The organism is Luteimonas sp. gir, from assembly GCF_037198055.1.
GTDB classification, from domain to species: Bacteria; Pseudomonadota; Gammaproteobacteria; order Xanthomonadales; family Xanthomonadaceae; genus Luteimonas; species Luteimonas citri_A.
Genome location: NZ_JBBAXQ010000006.1, coordinates 24,689 through 40,881 on the forward strand (window position 1 = coordinate 24,689; position 16,193 = coordinate 40,881).

A 16,193-nucleotide genomic window follows, 5' to 3' on the forward strand; every position below is an offset into this window, starting at 1 on the left:
CTGCGGACGGTTACAGCCCGGCGGTGGCGCGCAGCGTCGCCAGGTCGACCAGATCGATACGACGTGGATCGTCGAAGGCGAGCGCGCCGGCCTGACGCAGTTTGGTGAAGCTGCGGCTGACGGTCTCGATCGTCAGCCCGAGGTGGTCGGCGATGTCGGCGCGGGTCATCGGCAGATCGACACGATCGACGCGACCGCCGCGGCGCTGCTGGCGCTCGGCCATGTCGACCAGGAAGCCCGCCAGCCGTTCGCTCGGGCCCAACCGGCCCAGCAGCATGAGACTGGCGCGGGTCGCGTCGAGCTCGGTGCAGGCCTGCGCGAGCATGCCGGCCTCGAGCTCGGGATAGCGTTCACACAGCCGACGCATGTTCTGCATCGGGAACACGCACAGCACGCACTCGGTGATCGCCTCGATCGTGTGCTTGTAGTGCGCGGCGCTGCTGAAGCCGATGAAATCGCCTTCCATCAGGAAGCCGGCGACCAGCCGGCGGCCGTCGGGCAGCAGCCGGACCCGGCGCAGCATGCCGCGGGTCACGGTGTAGACGTCCCGACGTGGGCCGCCCTCGTGGACCAGCGTGGCACCGGCCGGCAGCACGACCTCGCCGGCCGCGGCCTCCAGGGCATGGGTCTCGGAGGCCGGCAGTGCGGCGCAGACCGCCAGATGTCGGCTCAGGCAGGCTTCGCAGCCCGAGTGGGAGGCGCGCCGGGGCGAGCCCGACAGCGGATGGCGGGCGCCAGAGGAGGCGGGGTCGGAGACTCCGCGCGCGCGCAGCTTGGTATCCATGGGACCGCATCATAGCGCGACCGGGCGCAATTCCTGTATCCGGCCCCGCTCGGCCCAACCGGGGGCGGCTCGTCCCCTGCGACCGGCACCCGCTAGAATCGCCGGCTCCCCCGCAGCCGCAGTCCCGATGACCGAGTCCGTCCGCCCCGCCTTCCATGGCTTCGAGCAGCTGCCGCTGCGCGAGTTCGCCGAGCGCGCCTATCTCGACTACTCGATGTACGTGGTGCTCGACCGTGCGCTGCCGTTCATCGGCGATGGCCTCAAGCCGGTGCAGCGCCGCATCGTCTACGCGATGAGCGAGCTGGGCCTGGGCGCGTCCGCCAAGCCCAAGAAGTCCGCGCGCACCGTCGGCGATGTGATCGGCAAGTACCACCCGCATGGCGACAGCGCCTGCTACGAGGCGCTGGTGCTGATGGCCCAGCCGTTCTCGTACCGCTACCCGCTGATCGACGGCCAGGGCAACTTCGGCTCCAGCGACGATCCCAAGTCGTTCGCGGCGATGCGCTACACCGAGTCCAAGCTGACCCCGATCGCCGAGATGCTGCTCTCCGAGCTCGGCCACGGCACGGTCGACTGGACCGACAATTTCGACGGCACACTCGAGGAGCCCTCGTGGCTGCCCGCGCGGCTGCCGCACCTGCTGCTCAACGGCACCACCGGCATCGCGGTCGGCATGGCCACCGACGTGCCGCCGCACAACCTGGGCGAGATCGTCAGCGCCTGCGTGCGCCTGATCGACGATCCCGACGCCAGCGTGCGCGACCTGTGCGAGCACGTGCGCGGTCCCGACTACCCGACCAGCGCCGAAATCATCACCCCGGCGTCCGACCTGCTGCAGATGTACGAGACCGGCCACGGCAGCGTGCGCGCCCGCGCGACGTTCGAGAAGGAACACGCGAACATCGTCATCACCGCCCTGCCCTACCAGGTCTCGCCCTCGAAGGTGATCGAGCAGATCGCCGCACAGATGCGCGCCAAGAAGCTGCCGTGGCTGGAGGACATCCGCGACGAGTCCGACCACGCCAATCCGGTGCGCGTGGTGCTGGTGCCGCGGTCGAACCGGGTCGATGCCGAGCAGCTGATGGGCCACCTGTTCGCGACCACGGATCTGGAGAAGAGCTACCGGGTCAACCTCAACGTCATCGGTCTGGACGGCAAGCCGCAGGTCAAGAATCTCAAGGCGCTGTTGAGCGAATGGCTGCAGTTCCGCACCGACACCGTCACCCGCCGGCTGACCCATCGGCTGGAGAAGGTCGAGCGCCGCCTGCACCTGCTCGACGGGCTGCTGATCGCGTTCCTGAACCTCGACGAGGTGATCCGCATCATCCGCACCGAGGACGAGCCGCGCCCGGTGCTGCAGGCGCGCTTCGGGCTCAGCGACGAGCAAGTCGACTACATCCTCGAGACCCGTCTGCGCCAGTTGGCGCGACTGGAAGAAATGAAGATCCGCGGCGAGCAGGCGGAGCTGGAGGCCGAACGCGATCGCCTGATCGCCACGCTCGACAGCAAGGCCAAGCTGCGCAAGCTGATCAAGGACGAGTTGCTGGCCGACGCCAAGAAGTTCGGCGACGCCCGCCGCTCGCCGCTGGTCGTGCGCGGCAGCGCGCAGGCACTGGCCGAGACCGACCTGGTGCCCAGCGAGCCGGTGACGATCGTCGTCAGCGAGAAGGGCTGGGTGCGCGCGGCCAAGGGGCACGATGTCGACCCGGCCGGGCTGTCGTACCGCGAGGGCGACCGCCTGCTGGCATTTGCACGTGGACGCAGCACACAGCAGGTCGCCTTCCTCGACTCCAACGGCCGCAGCTATTCGACGATCGCCCACTCGCTGCCGTCGGCGCGCGGCAACGGCGAGCCGTTGACCGGCCGCTTCTCGCCGGCCGCGGGCGCCGCGTTCCAGACGATCGCCACTGGCGACAACGACAGTCGCTTCGTCGTTGCGTCCTCGCACGGTTACGGCTTCGTGACCCGGTTCGAGAACCTCACCGGCCGCAACAAGGCCGGCAAGGCGATGCTCTCGCTCTCGCCGGGCGCGGCCGTGCTGCAGCCGGCGGCGGTCCGCGACGCCCAGGCCGACAGGCTGGTGGTGGTCACCAGCGCCGGTCACCTGCTCGCGTTCCCGGTCGCCGAACTGCCGGAACTCGACAAGGGCAAAGGCAACAAGATCATCGAGATTCCCAAGGCCAAGCGTGGGACCGAGCAGGTCGTCGCGCTGGCCGTGGTGTCGCCGGGCGGCGCGCTGCTGGTGCAGTCGGGCGCGCGCACGATGACCCTGGCGTTCAAGGACCTCGACGCCTACATCGGCGCGCGCGCCAGCCGCGGCGGCCTGCTGCCGCGCGGCTGGCAGAAGGTCGAGGGCCTGTCGGTGGAGTGACGGCCTGCGCCGTCACCCACCATCGATTTTTTTCGGAAGACCGCCATGCATCCCGAGTTCTGGCATGAGCGCTGGCGCACGCAGCGCATCGGTTTCCACCGTGACGCGCCGCTGCCGCTGCTGGTCGCGCACTGGCCGACCCTGCGCCTGCCGGCCGGCGCCCGCGTCTTCGTGCCACTGTGCGGCAAGTCGCTGGACATGGTGTGGCTGGCCGAACAGGGCCATCGCGTGCTCGGAGTCGAGCTGTCGGAGCTGGCTGTCCAGGCGTTCTTCGACGGGCGTGGGCTGACGCCGCAGATCCACGACACCGCGGCTGGCCGGCACTACACCGCCGGCCCGTTCGAGCTGATCGTCGGCGATGCCTTTGCGCTCGATGCGAGCGTGCTGGCCGACTGCGCGGCGGTCTACGACCGGGCCGCGATGATCGCGCTGCCGCCGGACCTGCGCGCGACCTACGCCGCGACCGCGTGGCGCCGGCTACCGGCCGGTTGCCGTGGACTGCTGGTCACGTTGGTGTATCCGCAGCACGAAAAGGCCGGGCCGCCGTTCTCGGTGGACGCCGACGAGGTGCATGCGCTGCTCGATGCCGATTGGCATGTGAACCTGGTCGAGCACCGCGACATCCTCGCCAGCGAGCCGGACTTCGGCACGACCGCGCTCTCGACCGCGGTCTGGCAGGTCGCGCGCCGCGACTGACGCGCCGCGCAGCGCGCGCATGCGTGGCGCTTTCAGCCCACGCCGGCGTGCGTGCCTTCCGCCTCGCCCATGCGGCTTTGCTGGTAGTTCTGCAGGCCGATCATCTCGATCAGGCGCAGCTGCTTCTCCAGCCAGTAGGTGTGGTCTTCCTCGGTGTCCGAAAGCTGGGTCACCAGCACCTGGCGGCTGACGAAGTCGCCATGGCGCTCGCACAGCGCGATGCCCTGGGCCAAGTGGTCGCGCACCGCGTACTCGAGCGCGAGGTCCTTGCGCAGCATCTCCTCGACCGTACGACCGGGCTCGAACGCCTCGGGGCGCATGTCCGGATCGCCCTCCAGGAACAGGATGCGGCGCAGCAGCGCATCGGCGTGCTGGGTCTCCTCCTCCATCTCGTGGTTGATCCGCGCATAGAGCTGGTGCAGGCCCAGATCCTCGTAGCGGCGCGAATGGATGAAGTACTGGTCGCGTGCGGCGAGCTCGCCGCGCAGCAGGAACTTCAGGTAGTCGACGACTTCGGGATGGCCTTTCATCGGGGGGCTCGCAGGTCCGGGAATGGGCGCAGTATGCCCAGTCGGCCGCGACGATGATCGGATGCAAATGCATGCATTTCGCATTCTCAGGGCCAGCCACGTAGACTCGCCCGCCCCTCCGCCTCCCGACCTGCGCAGATGAAGATCGGTATCGACTTCGGCACCAGCTACTCGGCCGCCGCCGCGCGCATCGGCGACCGCCTCGAACACATCCGCTTCGGCGGGCAGGCGCAGTTCCGCACCGCGGTGTATTTCCCGCGCGCCGTGCCCGACGTGGCCGACTTCGCACTGACCGACGCGATGGAGGCGCAGGTCGCCGAGATCGTGCGCGACCTCAAGGCCGCGCAGACCCGCGCCGGCACCGCGGCACGCAGCGAGGCACAGCTGCGCGGCGACGCGGTGCGCATCGTGCGCAGGCAGTGGATGGAACAGCAGATGCGCGAGGCCGAGACCTCGGTCGCCGATCTGCAGGACGCGGTGTTCGGCGAGGAGGCGATCGAACGCTACCTCGAGGACGGCACTGGCAACCTGGTGCAGTCGCCCAAGTCAATGCTCGGTTTCAATCTGCATCCGCGCGCCCGCGCCACCATCGCCGGCATCGCCGCACACATCCTCGAGCACATCCGGCTCACCGCGAGCCGCCAGTTGGGCACCGTCGTGCGCGAGGCGACACTGGGCCGGCCGGTGCGCTTCCGCAGCTCGATGGGTGAGGCCGGCGGCGAGCAGGCGCTGGCGATCCTGCGCGAGGCCGCGGGCATCGCCGGTTTCGACACCGTGCACTTTCTCGAAGAACCGGCGGCCGCTGCATTGCATCACCACGCGATCAGCCCACAGCGCCAGACCACCCTGGTCGTCGACATCGGCGGCGGCACCACCGACATCGCGCTGGCGAGCATCGGCGGCCACGATGCGCCGCAGGTGCACCGCGCCTGGGGCATCGCCAATGGCGGCACCGACGTCGACATCGCGCTGAGCCTGGCCCGCGCGATGCCGCTGTTCGGCAAGGGCGTCACGCGTACGCCGGTGCACCACTTCGTCGAGGCCGCGACCGTGCAGGACCTGCCGCGCCAGCGCGAGTTCCACCGCCACGACTACCGCGACGTCGTGGCGCCGTACGGCGCGCGCCTGCAGGCGCTGCAGGACGAGGGCGGCACCACCCGGCTCTACCGCGGCATCGAGGCCATGAAGGTCCGGCTCAGCGACGTCGCCACGGCGGTGCAGCCGCTCGACTTCATCGAGCCGGGCCTGCGGGTGGACGCCGAGCGCGCCGATCTCGAGGCCGCCGCCGCGCGCTTCCTCGACCAGATTGGCGGACTGCTCGACGAGGTCCGCGCCGACCTGCCGCAGCCGCCCGACACGCTGTTCCTGACCGGCGGCATGTCCGGTGCGCCCTACGTGCAGGCTGCCGCGCGGGCGCGGTTCCCGCAGGCCCGGGTCGTCCGCGGCGACCCGTCGCTGGGCGTGGTGTCGGGTCTGGCCGAGCACGCATACAACGCGCCCATCGCCGCGGGCTGAGCGCCGCGGCACGCCCGCACCATCACGCGCGGAACCTGAAACAATCGGACCGCGGCAGGCGGCCGCGACAGGGGAGCTCGGCAATGCGCAACCGGTGGCGCACTTGGAGCCTGCGGGCGCTGCTCGCCCTGGCAGTCGCCGCACTGGCGATCGCCACGATGCTGTGGTGGCAACTGCGTGGCAGCCTGCCGGACCTGGCGGGCACACGGACGCTGCCCGGGCTCGAGGCGCAGGCGACGATCCAGCGCGACGCCTTGGGGACGGTGACGATCACCGCCGACAGCGAGACCGATGCGATGCGCGCGCTGGGCTGGGTACATGCCCAGGAGCGCTACTTCGAGATGGATCTGATGCGGCGCCTGCCCGCGGGCGAACTCTCGGCGCTGTTCGGCGAGCGCGCGCTCGACACCGATCGTCGCCATCGCCTGCACCGCATGCGCGCCCGCGTCGACGCTGCCTTGGCCGAGATCGCCGGCGAGCGCATGCCGCAACTGCGCGCCTACACGCAAGGCGCGAACGCCGGGCTGGCCGCACTGCGGGCCCGGCCTTGGCCCTACCTGCTGCTGCGTCAGCAGCCGGCGCCCTGGACGCCGGCCGACTCGGCGCTGGTCGGCTTCTCGATGTACTTCGACCTGCAGGATGCCAGCAACGCACGCGAACTGGCGATGCATCGGCTGCGCCCGCACCTGCCCCCCGCGTTGCTTGCACTGGTGGCCTACGACGGCAGCCGCTGGGATGCTCCACTGGAGGGCGCAGCGCGCGGCGATGCGCTCTTGCCGGACGCCGACGCGGTGGATCTGCGCCGCTTGGACGTGACGGACGGGGGCAGCGCCGGCGCGCGATCCGCGGCGGTGGCCTGGGCGGCCCCCACGCCACCGCTCGCGTCGCAAGCGGTTCCCCTCTCCCCCGCGGTGCGGGGGAGAGACGGTGGCGGGCCGCCTGCGACGATGGTTCGATTCCCCCCCACTCCACCGCTCGCGCTGCGAGCGGTCCCCCTCTCCCCCGCGGTGCGGGGGAGAGACGACGGCGGGCCGCTTGCGGCGGCCGATCTTGCCGTGGGGAGCAACAACTTCGCGGTCGGCGGTGCACTGACCGCCGACGGCCGCGCACTGGTCGCCGACGACATGCATTTGGGCCTGCGCGCGCCCAACCTGTGGTTCCGTGCGCGGTTGCGCTATCCCGATGCCCGCGCGCCGGGCGGCCGCGTCGATATCACCGGTTTCACGCTGCCGGGCCTGCCCGCGGTCATCGTCGGCAGCAACGGACACATCGCCTGGGGCTTCACCAACAGCTACGTCGACACGCTGGACTGGCAACGCATCGTGCCCTGCGACGCATCCGTCCCGCCGGCGTCCGGCTGCACGCCGCTGCGGCGCCATGCCGAACCCATCGCCATCGCCGGTCGCGCGGCGGAGGTGCTGACCGTGGACGACAGCGACTGGGGACCGGTCGTCCATCGCGAAGCTGATGGCAGCGCGCTGGCGCTGCGCTGGACGGCGCACCTGCCCGGCGCGCTGAACTTCGGCCTGGCGGACTTCGCCCACGCCCGCGACCTCGACGACGCACTCGCGATCGCCGACCGCACCGCGACCCCGACCCAGAACCTGGTGATCGGCGACCTGCACGGCGCGGTCGCCTGGCGTTTGCTCGGGCCGGTCCCGGTGCGTGCGCCCGGCTGCAATGGCCGCACAGTTTCGCATCCACCCGGGGCCGGCGCGTCGGGCGATGCCGGCAACGTCTGCGCGCCGTGGCCGATCGCCACCCACGCCTCGCCGATCGTGCGCACGCCCGACGCGACGCGGCTGTGGACCGCGAACAGCCGCGTCGTCGATGGCGCGGACTTCGCCCGACTCGGCGATGGCGGTGCGGCCCTGGGCATCCGCGCCTGGCAGATCCGCCAGGGGCTCGATGCCCGCAACCGCTTCAGCGAGCGCGATCTGCTCGCGATCCAACTCGACGATCGCGCGCTGCTGCTGACGCAGTGGCAGGCCCTGCTCGTCCGCGCAGCCGACGCGGCCGGTGCCGATGCCACCGCGCTGCGCGCCCTTGCCGACGCAAGCGGTGACTGGCGCGGCCGCGCCGCGGTCGATTCGGTCGCCTACCGCATCGTCCGCGCATGGCGGCTGGCGGTGCATGCACGCATCGCCGACGGCCTGCTCGCACCCGCACGTGCAACCGCCGGCGACGCGATCGCCTGGCCGGACCCGCCGAACTTCGAAGGCGTGGTCTGGCCGCTGGTGCGCCAGCGCCCCGAGCACCTGCTGCCACGCCGCTTCGCGTGCACCCCGCAGACTCAGCAGGGGCGCTGCGCGCCGGTCGCCGATGGCTGGACCGCGTTGCTGGAGGATGCCGCGCGCGAGGTCCGCGACACGCTGCAGGCCGAAGGGCCCTTGGCGCAACGGACCTGGGGCGAGCACAACACCGCGGCGATCTGCCACCCGCTCGCGGCCGCGATCCCATTCGTCGGCCGGCGCGCCCTGTGCATGCCGGCGCAGCCGCTGCCCGGCGACGGCACCGTGCCGCGCGTGCAGGCCCCGGCGTTCGGCGCCTCGCAGCGCATGGTGGTCGCGCCCGGGCATGAAGCCGACGGCATCGCGCACATGCCCGGCGGCCAGAGCGGCCATCCCCTGTCACCATTCTGGGGCGCCGGCCATGACGACTGGGTGCAGGGCCGCGCCTCACCGTTCCTGCCGGGCCCGGCCACGCACGTGCTGCAACTGCAGCCCGCACACCGCACGGCGTCACCCGACGCGGCGCGCCGCGACTAGCGGTCCAGCGCCCCCTGCCAATGGGTGCCGTAGAGCCCGGCGGCCATTTTCTCCGCCGGGCGCGCACGGAACACTGCACTGATCCGTGGTCCAACTGGACGCGTGGTCTTCGCGATCCCGTGCTCGTGGGTCAGCTGCGAGGCATGGCTCATCGCCAGCACGCTGCCGGGCGCGAGTTCGATCGCGATCGCCTTGCCACGCCCGGCCTTCGCGCGGATCGACATCCGCCGCGCGCCGCCCAGCGACAGCAACGCGATCGGCTGGCCCGGCACCAGCGTGTGCAACTTGTCGTGGTGCATGGCCACGCTGTCGCGGCCGTCGCGGTAGAGATTGAGCCCGACCGCGGTGTACGGCGCAGGCACCAACCGCTGCACGACGCCGCACATCTCAGCCAGCGGCAAGCCAGGCGGCAGCGCATCGAGCCGATAGGACGCCAGCAGCCGCGGGACCGCGACCACGCGGTCGTACATCGGCCGATGCTGGGCCTCCCAGTGCGCCCCGTCGCGCAGCGCCTCGAACCACGCCGCCGCAGTTGCCGGATCGACCGCATCGGCCCAGTAGCGGATGCCGCCCTCATCGTCGTCGACGAGGATCCGCGGCGCGGCGCTCGGGAACAGGTCCATGGTCCCGAAATGGGGCCGCCCGACACGCCGGGCAAGCCGCTCGGGCCGACGCGGGGCGATCGCATCGGATCCAGCGCCCCGCGACATCGCATCCACCCGATCCCCGGCGCCGTGCCGGCGCGCCATCGTCGACGCACCGCCTCCAAGCACACCTCGCCGATGGGCGATCAGGCGCCCCCACCGGCCCCATCGACCCGGCGCTTCGCCATGCCAGCCATCGTCACCTGGAACGCACGGGGCAACCCCCGCCATGGCGAAGCGCCAGGTCCGTGACGCACTGCCGCACCGGTGTCACAAGGCCGCCAACGCCATTGCATCGGAACTGTCACTGCCTGTGCAGTTCGGCCATTTCGAGGGCCAATCGCTCCGCCACCGATTGACCCCGAGCCACCGCGTGCGCAGGGTCTAGGCACGATCGAACGCAGGAGGCGGTCGCATGCCACGTCGCATGCCATGGATCTGGTTGGGCTTGCTGGGCGCCTGCGCGCTGGTGGCGGTGCTTGCCTGGCAGAACCGAGAACTGCGCGAGGAACGGCGCTGGTTCGTGACGCGCACCACCGAACCTTATCTGGGCATGTATGTGCCGCAAGTCGAGGCGACCACGCTCGACGGCGCCGCGCACGTGCTCGGCGCGCCCTCCGGCACGTTCCAGGTGCTGTACTTCTTCACCCCGACTTGCCCGTACTCGCGACGCTCGCTGCCGCGCGTGGCCGAAGCCGCGCGGCGCATCGCCCAGGCGCATGGGCCGGACGTCGAGGTGCTGGGCGTGTGCCATTGCACGCCGGCGCAGGCCCGCGCCTATGCGGATGCCCATCGCCTGCCGTTTGCGGTGACCACACTGACCGACCGACGCCACGTGATGCTGTTTCGCGCGCACAACGTGCCGGCGCTGCTGGCGCTCGATCGCGACGGCCGGCTGCGCTACGCGCGCGTGGGCACCTTCGATACCAAGGAGCGGATGCAGGAGCTTCTGGCCGCGCTGCAACGCACGGATGCGTCGCCGGCCCTGGCCACTGTCGAGGAGCGATGAGATGACACGTTACTGGAAGACGATGCGCAACGCTGCGGCTGCCGCCCTGTTCGTGGGCTGCATGGGCTTCGGTGCGATGCAGGCGATGGCCGACGACGGCGAGGACCGCGAGGCCTCGTGCAGCGCGTGGGCCTGCGCCCAGGAATGCGCGCCGTTCGGCGGGCAGCTCGGGCCCGGCGGCCCCGGTCAGCCGCTGCAGTGCTACTGCTGCGGCTGAGTGCGGACATGCCCGGTGCCGGCCAGTGCCGGCGCCGGGCACGCGCTGCGGTCGCGCGCGCTCAGTCGCGCAGTTCGATCACGTCGAAATCGACCACCGGATCGACGTCCGCGTCGTAGTCGACGTCGTCGCGCTCGAAGCCGAACAGCTTCAGGAACTCGTGCTTGTAGCCCGCGTAATCGGTCAGCGCGGTCAGGTTCTCGGTCGTGACCTGCGGCCACAACGCCTTGCACTGCGCCTGCACGTCGTCGCGCAACTCCCAGTCGTCCAGACGCAGACGGTGCTCGTCGTCAAGCTCGGCCGGCGCGCCGTCGGCGCGGTACATGCGCTCGCGGAACAGACGGTCGAGCTGGTCGAGCGTGCCCTCGTGCAGGCCGAGCTCCTTCATGACTTTGAAGACGATCGCGATGTACAGCGGCAGCACCGGGATCGCAGCACTGGCCTGGGTGACCACCGACTTGAGCACGGCGACGTTGGCGCTGCCGCCGGTGGGCTTGAGCTGCGCATCGAGCCGGCGCGCGGTCGCATCGAGGTCGGCCTTGGCCCGGCCCAGCGCACCGTGCCAGTAGATCGGCCAGGTGATCTCGGTGCCGATGTAGCTGAAGGCGACCGTCTTCGCGCCATCGGCAAGCACCCTGGCATCGCGCAGCGCATCGATCCACAACTGCCAGTCCTGACCGCCCATGACAGTCACCGTGTCCTCGATCTCCTGCTCGGTCGCCGGTTCGACGGTCGCCTGGATCACCTGGTCCTTGTTGGTGTCGATCGCGGTCGAGGTGTAGGCCTCGCCGATCGGCTTGAGCGCCGAGCGCTTGAGCTCGCCGGTGTCGGGCAGCTTGCGCACCGGCGAGGCCAGCGAATAGACCACCAGGTCCACCTGCCCGCCCATCTCGTCGCGGATCAGCGCAATCGCCTGTTCGCGCGCGGCGTCGGAGAACGCGTCGCCATTGATCGAGCGGCTATAGAGACCGGCCTGCTTGGCGGCCTTGTCGAACGCCGCTGCGTTGTACCAGCCGGCGGTGCCGGGCTTCTTCTCGGTGCCAGGCTTCTCGAAGAACACGCCCAGCGTGTCGGCGCCGAAGCCGAAGGCCGCGCTGATGCGCGCCGCCAGTCCGTAGCCGCTGGATGCACCGATCACCAGCACCTTCTTCGGGCCGTCGTCGCGCACGCCGCGCGCCTGCGTCGCCTCGATCTGGTCGCGCACATTGTTGGCGCATCCGGTGGGGTGCGTGGTGGTGCAGATGAAGCCGCGGACCTTGGGATGGATGATCACTGTGCTGCCCGGTTGTCGTGGAAATCGGGCGCCAGTTTAAGGCGTGCTGCGGTCCCGGTCCCGTACGGGGGGCAATGGTGCGCAGAGATGACGGAAGCTGCATCGCGTCGACGCGATTGACAGCACGCGGGCTGCCGGCTGAACTGGGGGCCCGGGCGCACCCGCGCCTGCTGCGGATCCCGCTCCCGATGTCGTCCCGTTGGCTCGATTCCCCCGCCCGCTATGGCGTGGTCACCCGCCTGCTGCACTGGGGCATGGCTGCGCTGTTTGCGTGGCAGTTCCTCGGCATGGGCGTGAAGCTGGCGCTCGGGCGCCATGCCTTGACCGCGTTCCTGGTCGGCACCCACAAGCCGGTCGGCACGCTGCTGATGCTGCTGATCCTCGCGCGCGGCGTCTGGGGGCTGTCGCAATGGCGGCGCCGGCCGCCGCACCCGCCGACCTGGGTCGGCCGCGCGGCGCTGGCTGGGCATGCGGCGCTGTACGCGCTGATGGCCTGGGTGCCGACCGTGGCGTTGCTGCGCGAGTATGGTTCGGGCAAGGGCTTCGCGCCCTGGGGCGTGCCGCTGTTCCCGGCCACCGGCGTGAAGCAGGCGGCGTTGATGGCGCCGGCGAACCTGACGCACGGCGTGCTTGCCTGGACGCTGCTCGCACTGGTGGTCGGCCACGTGCTGATGGTCGCACTGCACCATCTGCTTTGGCGCGACACCACGCTCGCACGGATGGCCGGCCGGCTGTAGGCGCGGGGCGCTGCCCAGGCCCCCTGCCCCCACCCGGTCCGCGATGCGGACCGACCTCCCCCGCCAGGCGGGGGAGGTGGTCCCCATTGCTGCGAGGAATGACGTGGCGTCAGGCCACCGCAGCGTGGTGCACGCCGGCGACTGCGCGGCCCGACGGGTCGGCGGCGTTCGCGAAGGCGGCGTCCCAGGCGATCGCGGCGGGCGACGAACACGCGATCGACTTGCCGCCGGGCACGGTCGCCGCTGCGGCAGGCGTCGGGAACGCCTGTTCGAACAGGCTGCGATACAGATACGCCTCCTTGGTCTGCGGCGGCGCATGCGGGAAGCGACTCGCCGCGGCCGCCAGTTCGCGGTCACTGACCTGGGCCTCGGCGTGCGCCTTGAGCCCGTCGATCCAGCCGTAGCCTACGCCGTCGCTGAACTGCTCCTTCTGCCGCCACAGGATCTCGTCGGGCAATGCGCCGTCGAAGGCGGCGCGCAGCAGGCCCTTCTCCATGCGCTGATACCCCGCGCTGCCGCGATCGATCATCTTGTATGCGGCGTCGATGTCCATCGCCACGTCGAGGAACTCACGGTCGAGGAACGGCACGCGTGGCTCGACGCCCCAGGCCATCATCGCCTTGTTCGCACGCAGGCAGTCGTAGCCGTGCAAGGCGTCGAGCTTGCGTACCAGCTCTTCGTGGAACTGCCGCGCATCGGGCGCCTTGTGGAAGTACAGATAGCCGCCGAAGATCTCGTCAGAGCCCTCGCCCGACAGCACCATCTTCACGCCCATGGCCTTGATCCGCCGCGCGAGCAGGAACATCGGCGTGGATGCGCGGATCGTGGTCACGTCGAAGGTCTCGATGTGCCGGATCACGTCCGGCAACGCGTCGAGCCCTTCCTCGAACGTGTACTCGAAGCCGTGGTGCACGGTGCCCAGCGCCTCGGCCGCGACGGCCGCCGCGGCGAGGTCCGGCGAGCCGGTCAGGCCGATCGCGAACGAATGCAGCCGCGGCCACCAGGCCTCGCTGCGGTCGCCGTCCTCGATGCGATGGCGCGCATAGCGCGCGGCGACCGCGGCGACGAGCGAGGAATCCAGCCCGCCCGACAGCAGCACGCCGTAGGGCACGTCGGTCATCAGCTGCCGATGCACGGCGGCCTCGAAGGCCTCGCGCAGCGCCGGCAACGACGGCGCGTGACCGGCCACCGCGTCATGCTCGCGCCAGGGCCGCACGTAGTAGCGCGTCAACGTGCCGGTCGCGCTGTCGTACCAGTGGCCGGGCGGGAACTGCGCGACATCGGCGCAACTGTCGACCAGCGCCTTCATCTCCGAGGCCACGCGCAGCCGGCCCTCGCGGTCGTGGCCCCAGTACAGCGGCACCACGCCAATCGGGTCGCGGGCGATGATCGCGCGGCCGGAGGCGCGGTCCCACAGCGCGAACGCGAAGATGCCGTTGAGCTGTTCGAGCCACGCCGTCGGGCCCGCAGGGTCGGCCGCATGCTCGCGATACAGCGCGTTGATCACCTCGCAGTCGGACGCGGTCGTGAACGCATAGGGCGCACGCAGATCGGCGCGCAATGCCTGATGGTTGTAGATCTCGCCGTTGACCGCTAGCACCAGGGCGCCATCGACCGAGCGCAGCGGCTGGGCACCGCCGGCCGGATCGACGATCGCCAAGCGCTCGTGCACGAGGATTGCGCGGTCGTCGGCATGCACGCCGCTCCAGTCGGGACCGCGATGGCGCTGGCGTTGCGAACAGGCGAGCGCCTGCCGGCGCAGAGAGGCGATGTCATCGCCGGGCTGCAGGCCGAAGATGCCGAAGATCGAACACATGGTGAGGCTCCTTGGGGGTGAGGAGCCGCGCGCGGGCCACAAAAAAACCCGCATCGCGGCCGATGCGGGTGGTGTGTCTGGTGCCTGGCGCGTGTTGCCTTATCTCCGCGCCCGCTCCCACACCCGCCTCGGCCGCGCACGATTATTCGTGCGCGGGGCGTTGCGGTTGGTATTGCGGGCGGACAAGCGCGACATGGGATCGACCCTACCCGGTGCGCGCGTGCCGCGCAACGGTTGCGTGCGCAACCGCTCGCATCCGTGCGTCAGGCCGGCCGCGCCGGCGCCGTCCCGACCGACCGGCCCGCATCGCGCGCCGCCTGCTCGGCCAGCACGCGATCGGGATCGACCAGTTGCGGGTTGTCGAGCACCGTCGCCAGGCGCTCGCGGTCGAGCTGACCGGTCCAGCGCGCGATCACCAGGGTGCCGATGCCGTTGCCGGTCAGGTTGGTCAGCGCGCGGCCCTCGGACATGAAACGGTCGATGCCGACGATCAGCGCGATGCCGGCCAGCGGGATCACGCTTTCGAACGCCGCCAGCGAGGCGGCCAGCGTCACCAGCCCGGCGCCCGACACGCCTGCCGCGCCGTTGGAGGAGATCAGCATGAACACCAGCAGCGCGATCTGCGTGCCGATCGGCACTTCGATCCCGAACGCCTGCGCGATGAAGATCGCGCCCATCGCCATGTAGATCGCAGTGCCGTCGAGGTTGAACGAGTACCCGGTGGGAATCGTCAGGCCGACCACCGACTTGGGCACACCGGCCGCTTCGAGCTTGGCCAGCATGCGCGGCAGCACGGTTTCCGACGACGAGGTGCCGAGCACGATCAGCAGTTCGTCGCGGATCATGCGGATGTACTTGAACACGCTGAAGCCCGACCACCAGCAGATCGGCCCGAGCACCAGCAACAGGAACAGCAGACAGGTCAGCCAGAAGCTGAGCATGAAGTAGCCGAGCGAGCCGAGGATCGCACCGCCGTACTCGCCGATCGTGAACGCCATGCCGCCCATCGCGCCCAGCGGCGCAAACCACATCACGATCTTGATCACGCCGAACATCACCTGGGCGATGGTGTCGAGTGCGGCGACCGCCGGCTTGCCGCGCTCGCCGAGCATCGTGATCGCACAGGCGACCAGGATCGCCATCACCAGCACCTGGATCAGCTGGCCCTCGACGAAGGCCGCGAAGAACGAACTGGGCACCAGATGCAGCAGGAACCCGGCGATGCCGTCGCCGGCCGCAGCCCCTGCGCTGGCGAGCGTGCCCTGCGCGGCCGAGGCATCGAAGGTCTCGATGTCCAACCCAAGGTTGCGGCCGGGCCCGAGCAGGTTGACCACAACCAGGCCGATGCCCAGCGCAAACACCGTGGTGACGTTGAAATAGACCACGGTCTTGAGCGCCAGGCCGCCGGCCTTGGCGAGATTGCCCAGGCCGGCGATGCCGACGGCGACGGTAGCGAAGATCGTCGGTGCGATGACGACCTTGACCAGCTTGATGAACATGTCGGCCAGCCATTTCATCTGTGCACCGACCTGCGGCGCGGCCAGACCGATGACGATGCCGGCCGCGATCCCCAGCAGGACCCAGAAGTAGAGGTGGTGCCACAGCGGCTTGCGCGGGCGGACGGGGGTGCGGAGCGTCGCGTCGGGCGCGATCGGAGGCGTGGTATCGGTCGGCATGGGTCGAGCCTGCCAGACCATGTCGCCCGGCGCGGTCATACATTCGAACTAGACCGCGCAGTCAGGAACGGCCGGCAGCGTGTTTCGGGGCCGCCATCGCCGACACGGCGCAGCGCATGCGGGCGCAGCGCGCTACCCTGTGCGCCGCCCGCCTCCG

Annotated in this window: 13 protein-coding genes; 7 read left to right on the top strand and 6 right to left on the bottom strand. The window is 70.6% G+C overall.

Annotated features, from left to right (window positions below; all coding sequences use genetic code 11):
• Nucleotides 1-10: 10 nt before the first annotated feature.
• On the bottom strand, nucleotides 11-784 hold the full coding sequence (locus WAF18_RS09640; RefSeq protein WP_183426079.1) for a Crp/Fnr family transcriptional regulator: 774 nt from the start codon (nucleotides 782-784) through the stop codon (nucleotides 11-13).
• A gap of 127 nt (nucleotides 785-911) precedes the next feature.
• Between WAF18_RS09640 and parC the strand changes: the two genes are divergently transcribed.
• A complete protein-coding gene (parC, locus tag WAF18_RS09645; protein WP_337244906.1) occupies nucleotides 912-3,155 on the top strand; it encodes a DNA topoisomerase IV subunit A in 2,244 nt (747 codons plus the stop codon).
• Between the two features lie 45 nt (nucleotides 3,156-3,200).
• Nucleotides 3,201-3,851: a thiopurine S-methyltransferase gene (locus WAF18_RS09650; RefSeq protein ID WP_183426081.1), complete on the top strand. Its 651-nt coding sequence runs from the start codon at nucleotides 3,201-3,203 to the stop codon at nucleotides 3,849-3,851.
• 32 nt (nucleotides 3,852-3,883) lie between these two features.
• Here the strand turns inward: WAF18_RS09650 and bfr are convergent, their stop codons facing one another.
• Complete coding sequence (gene bfr, locus WAF18_RS09655) at nucleotides 3,884-4,381, bottom strand: bacterioferritin (RefSeq protein WP_183426082.1); 498 nt, start codon at nucleotides 4,379-4,381, stop codon at nucleotides 3,884-3,886.
• A gap of 138 nt (nucleotides 4,382-4,519) precedes the next feature.
• Here bfr and WAF18_RS09660 point away from each other — a divergent pair, with 138 nt between their 5' ends.
• On the top strand, nucleotides 4,520-5,896 hold the full coding sequence (locus WAF18_RS09660; RefSeq protein ID WP_183426083.1) for an Hsp70 family protein: 1,377 nt from the start codon (nucleotides 4,520-4,522) through the stop codon (nucleotides 5,894-5,896).
• A gap of 83 nt (nucleotides 5,897-5,979) precedes the next feature.
• Nucleotides 5,980-8,664, top strand: coding sequence for a penicillin acylase family protein (locus tag WAF18_RS09665; protein ID WP_337244907.1), 2,685 nt, complete (start codon nucleotides 5,980-5,982; stop codon nucleotides 8,662-8,664).
• Here WAF18_RS09665 and WAF18_RS09670 read toward each other — a convergent pair.
• Nucleotides 8,661-9,287 (bottom strand): alpha-ketoglutarate-dependent dioxygenase AlkB, encoded by a 627-nt coding sequence (locus tag WAF18_RS09670; protein WP_337244908.1) that lies wholly within the window; start codon nucleotides 9,285-9,287, stop codon nucleotides 8,661-8,663. The two genes, WAF18_RS09665 and WAF18_RS09670, sit on opposite strands and share 4 nt — an antisense overlap.
• 463 nt (nucleotides 9,288-9,750) lie before the next feature.
• On the opposite strand from WAF18_RS09670, the gene WAF18_RS09675 reads away from it, so the two are divergent.
• Nucleotides 9,751-10,317 carry a TlpA disulfide reductase family protein gene (locus WAF18_RS09675; protein WP_337245018.1) on the top strand — a complete coding sequence of 189 codons (567 nt, stop codon included), beginning with the start codon at nucleotides 9,751-9,753 and terminating at the stop codon, nucleotides 10,315-10,317.
• 1 nt (nucleotide 10,318) lies between these two features.
• The gene (locus WAF18_RS09680; RefSeq protein WP_183426085.1) at nucleotides 10,319-10,534 is read left to right on the top strand and encodes a hypothetical protein; all 216 of its coding nucleotides are present in this window, start codon (nucleotides 10,319-10,321) and stop codon (nucleotides 10,532-10,534) included.
• A 61-nt stretch (nucleotides 10,535-10,595) separates the two neighbouring features.
• On the opposite strand, the gene fabV is transcribed toward WAF18_RS09680, so the two are convergent.
• Nucleotides 10,596-11,807 (bottom strand): enoyl-ACP reductase FabV, encoded by a 1,212-nt coding sequence (gene fabV / locus WAF18_RS09685; protein WP_337244909.1) that lies wholly within the window; start codon nucleotides 11,805-11,807, stop codon nucleotides 10,596-10,598.
• Nucleotides 11,808-11,995: 188 nt separating this feature from the next.
• Here fabV and WAF18_RS09690 point away from each other — a divergent pair, with 188 nt between their 5' ends.
• Complete coding sequence (locus WAF18_RS09690) at nucleotides 11,996-12,544, top strand: cytochrome b (protein WP_337244910.1); 549 nt, start codon at nucleotides 11,996-11,998, stop codon at nucleotides 12,542-12,544.
• A gap of 109 nt (nucleotides 12,545-12,653) precedes the next feature.
• Here the strand turns inward: WAF18_RS09690 and asnB are convergent, their stop codons facing one another.
• On the bottom strand, nucleotides 12,654-14,360 hold the full coding sequence (gene asnB, locus WAF18_RS09695; RefSeq protein WP_337244911.1) for an asparagine synthase B: 1,707 nt from the start codon (nucleotides 14,358-14,360) through the stop codon (nucleotides 12,654-12,656).
• Nucleotides 14,361-14,623: 263 nt separating this feature from the next.
• Nucleotides 14,624-16,036, bottom strand: a complete 1,413-nt coding sequence (locus WAF18_RS09700; RefSeq protein ID WP_337244912.1) for a cation:dicarboxylase symporter family transporter — start codon at nucleotides 16,034-16,036, stop codon at nucleotides 14,624-14,626.
• Nucleotides 16,037-16,193: the final 157 nt, after the last annotated feature.

What these genes read in the sequence shown, in the direction of transcription:
- WAF18_RS09640 (WP_183426079.1), bottom strand. Translation starts at nt 784, where the DNA reads ATGGATACCAAGCTGCGCGCGCGCGGAGTCTCCGACCCCGCCTCCTCT.
- parC (WP_337244906.1), top strand. Translation starts at nt 912, where the DNA reads ATGACCGAGTCCGTCCGCCCCGCCTTCCATGGCTTCGAGCAGCTGCCG.
- WAF18_RS09650 (WP_183426081.1), top strand. Translation starts at nt 3,201, where the DNA reads ATGCATCCCGAGTTCTGGCATGAGCGCTGGCGCACGCAGCGCATCGGT.
- bfr (WP_183426082.1), bottom strand. Translation starts at nt 4,381, where the DNA reads ATGAAAGGCCATCCCGAAGTCGTCGACTACCTGAAGTTCCTGCTGCGC.
- WAF18_RS09660 (WP_183426083.1), top strand. Translation starts at nt 4,520, where the DNA reads ATGAAGATCGGTATCGACTTCGGCACCAGCTACTCGGCCGCCGCCGCG.
- WAF18_RS09665 (WP_337244907.1), top strand. Translation starts at nt 5,980, where the DNA reads ATGCGCAACCGGTGGCGCACTTGGAGCCTGCGGGCGCTGCTCGCCCTG.
- WAF18_RS09670 (WP_337244908.1), bottom strand. Translation starts at nt 9,287, where the DNA reads ATGGACCTGTTCCCGAGCGCCGCGCCGCGGATCCTCGTCGACGACGAT.
- WAF18_RS09680 (WP_183426085.1), top strand. Translation starts at nt 10,319, where the DNA reads ATGACACGTTACTGGAAGACGATGCGCAACGCTGCGGCTGCCGCCCTG.
- WAF18_RS09690 (WP_337244910.1), top strand. Translation starts at nt 11,996, where the DNA reads ATGTCGTCCCGTTGGCTCGATTCCCCCGCCCGCTATGGCGTGGTCACC.
- asnB (WP_337244911.1), bottom strand. Translation starts at nt 14,360, where the DNA reads ATGTGTTCGATCTTCGGCATCTTCGGCCTGCAGCCCGGCGATGACATC.
- WAF18_RS09700 (WP_337244912.1), bottom strand. Translation starts at nt 16,036, where the DNA reads ATGCCGACCGATACCACGCCTCCGATCGCGCCCGACGCGACGCTCCGC.